Below are 3,317 nucleotides of genomic sequence, written 5' to 3'. Positions count from 1 at the left end.
AACTCATTAAAAAAGCAAAAAGTACAATAAGCTAAATAAGGGCGTATGGGGAATGCCTAGGCTCTCAGAGGCGATGAAGGACGTGATAAGCTGCGAAAAGCTGCGGGGATCAGCACACATGAATTGATCCGCAGATATCCGAATGGGGCAACCCACTATATTGAAGATATAGTATCCGCAAGGAGGCGAACCCGGAGAACTGAAACATCTAAGTACCCGGAGGAGAAGAAAACAAAAGTGATTCCGTTAGTAGTGGCGAGCGAACGCGGATTAGCCCAAACCAGTAATGTTACGGCATTGCTGGGGTTGTAGGACCACGAGATTAGAAGCATGATGAATTAGAATTGTTTGGAAAGACAAGCCATAGACGGTGATAGCCCGGTATAAGTAAAGAATGTGGATATAGTGGTATCCTGAGTAGTGCGGGACACGAGTAATCCTGTATGAAACAGTCGGGACCATCCGATAAGGCTAAATACTCCTGAGAGACCGATAGTGAACTAGTACCGTGAGGGAAAGGTGAAAAGAACCCTGAATAAGGGAGTGAAATAGAACCTGAAACCATACGCTTACAAGCGGTCGGAGCCCTTTGGGGTGACGGCGTGCCTTTTGCATAATGAGCCTACGAGTTACCGTTGCTGGCAAGGTTAAGTGATTAAGTCACGGATCCGTAGCGAAAGCGAGTCTGAATAGGGCGCCATAGTCAGTAGTGGTAGACGCGAAACCGTGTGATCTACCCATGGGCAGGTTGAAGCTGTAGTAACATACAGTGGAGGACCGAACCGGTTGACGTTGAAAAGTCTTCGGATGACCTGTGGGTAGGGGTGAAAGGCCAATCAAACTCGGAAATAGCTCGTACTCCCCGAAATGCATTTAGGTGCAGCGTTGCAACATAGTTTTATAGAGGTAGAGCTACTGATTGGATGCGGGGGCTTCACCGCCTACCAATTCCTGACAAACTCCGAATGCTATAAAATGTTTTGCAGCAGTGAGGGCATGGGTGCTAAGGTCCATGTCCGAGAGGGAAAGAACCCAGACCATCAGCTAAGGTCCCCAAATGTATGTTAAGTTGAAATAACGCGGTTGAACTGCTTTGACAGCTAGGATGTTGGCTTGGAAGCAGCCATTCATTTAAAGAGTGCGTAACAGCTCACTAGTCGAGCGGTTCGGCATGGATAATAATCGGGCATAAACATACTACCGAAGCTATGGACTTGTAAAAGTGGTAGGGGAGCATTGTAGTGTCGTCGAAGGTGTACTGTGAGGTATGCTGGAGAAGCTACAAAAGAAAATGTAGGCATAAGTAACGATAATGCGGGCGAGAAACCCGCACACCGAAAGACTAAGGTTTCCTCAGCTATGCTAATCAGCTGAGGGTTAGTCGGGACCTAACGCGAACCCGAAAGGGGTAGTGGATGGACAACTGGTTAATATTCCAGTACCTGCTCACACTAAAAGTGACGGAGGCGTATATTTGGTGCGAACTGACGGAATAGTTCGTTGAAGCGAGTAGTAATACCGCGATAGTACACTGAGACTTCGGTCAAGGTGATAATCCAGAGAAGCGACTTCCAAGAAAAGCGAGTGAAGCAGCCCGTACCCTAAACCGACACAGGTAGTTGGGATGAGAATTCTAAGGTGCTCGAGAGATTCATGGCTAAGGAATTAGGCAAAATAGACTCGTAACTTCGGGAGAAGAGTCGCCACCCTTCGGGGTGGCCGCAGTGAAAAGGTCCAGGCGACTGTTTATCAAAAACACAGGGCTATGCTAAATTGAAAGATGACGTATATGGCCTGACACCTGCCCGGTGCTGGAAGGTTAAGTGGAGGGTTTAGCTTCGGCGAAGATCTTAAATGAAGCCCCAGTAAACGGCGGCCGTAACTATAACGGTCCTAAGGTAGCGAAATTCCTTGTCGGGTAAGTTCCGACCTGCACGAATGGTGCAACGATCTGGACACTGTCTCAGCCATGAGCTCGGTGAAATTGTAGTATCGGTGAAGATGCCGATTACCCGCTGTGGGACGAAAAGACCCCGTGCACCTTTACTATAGCTTAGTATTGGTTTTGGATAAGTAATGTGTAGGATAGGTGGGAGACTTTGAAGCGGCATCGCCAGGTGTTGTGGAGTCATTGTTGAAATACCACCCTTTGCTTATCTAGAGTCTAACCTTCTTATGAAGGGACAGTGCTTGGTGGGTAGTTTGACTGGGGTGGTCGCCTCCAAAAGAGTAACGGAGGCTTCTAAAGGTTCCCTCAATACGGTTGGTAATCGTGTGTAGAGTGCAATGGCATAAGGGAGCTTGACTGAGAGACCTACAAGTCGATCAGGTACGAAAGTAGAGCATAGTGATCCGGTGGTTCCGCATGGAAGGGCCATCGCTCAAAGGATAAAAGGTACGCCGGGGATAACAGGCTGATCTCCCCCAAGAGCTCATATCGACGGGGGGGTTTGGCACCTCGATGTCGGCTCGTCACATCCTGGGGCTGGAGAAGGTCCCAAGGGTTGGGCTGTTCGCCCATTAAAGTGGCACGCGAGCTGGGTTCAGAACGTCGTGAGACAGTTCGGTCTCTATCTACAGTGGGCGTTAGAAATTTGAGTGGATCTGACTCTAGTACGAGAGGACCGAGTTGGACTAACCTCTGGTGTATCAGTTGTCGCGCCAGCGGCATTGCTGAGTAGCTACGTTGGGAAGGGATAAGCGCTGAAAGCATATAAGCGCGAAACCCACCACAAGATGAGATTTCTTTAAAGGGTCGTGGGAGATTACCACGTTGATAGGCTATAGGTGTAAAGGCAGTAATGTCATAGCCGAGTAGTACTAATAACCCATAGGCTTATTGTACGCCTGTTTTTTTATAAAGTTCAATAGATTATTATTACGTCAATATCTTATTTCAATATGTTAAAATATTTATCCTCGTGAAGGCGGGGATCTCATAATCTCAAATCGAGAATATGTTAGAAGAGATTCCTGCATGTGCAGGAAAAGATTTAAGGTGGTTATAGCGATGGGGCTCACCTCTTACCTTTCCGAACAGAGAAGTTAAGCCCATTAGCGCCGATGGTACTACATTAGTGGGAGAGTAGGTCGTTGCCTTTTTTGAATCCTCAACATGAAAATTGTTGAGGATTTTTTATTTTGTGTTTTTGGCAGAAGGCTGTAAGCTATATGCTTTAGGCATTAAGCTATAAGTTGAGAGTTATTAATAACTAACAACTAATAACCAGAAACCAAAAAAATGACCTGGTAGCTCAGTTGGTAGAGCATCTCCCTTTTAAGGAGAGGGTCCTGGGTTCGAGCCCCAGCCCGGTCAC

The 3,317-nt window shown here is 47.2% G+C and carries 1 tRNA gene and 2 rRNA genes; all 3 read left to right on the top strand.

Annotation, left to right across the window (positions count from 1 at the left end):
* Positions 1–24: 24 nt before the first annotated feature.
* The 3 genes from Q4566_RS16945 (at position 25) to Q4566_RS16935 (ending at position 3,316) form a co-directional block, all read left to right on the top strand.
* Positions 25–2,844: ribosomal RNA gene (locus tag Q4566_RS16945) — 23S ribosomal RNA — on the top strand.
* A 150-nt stretch (positions 2,845–2,994) separates the two neighbouring features.
* Positions 2,995–3,102 (top strand): 5S ribosomal RNA (gene rrf / locus Q4566_RS16940).
* Between the two features lie 141 nt (positions 3,103–3,243).
* A tRNA-Lys gene (locus tag Q4566_RS16935) sits at positions 3,244–3,316 on the top strand.
* Position 3,317: the final 1 nt, after the last annotated feature.

Source organism: Tamlana sp. 2_MG-2023 (assembly GCF_030548465.1).
Taxonomy (GTDB): Bacteria; Bacteroidota; Bacteroidia; order Flavobacteriales; family Flavobacteriaceae; genus Pseudotamlana.
The sequence above is the reverse complement of the archived record's forward strand: the minus strand, read 5'-3'. Positions and strand labels throughout refer to the sequence as shown.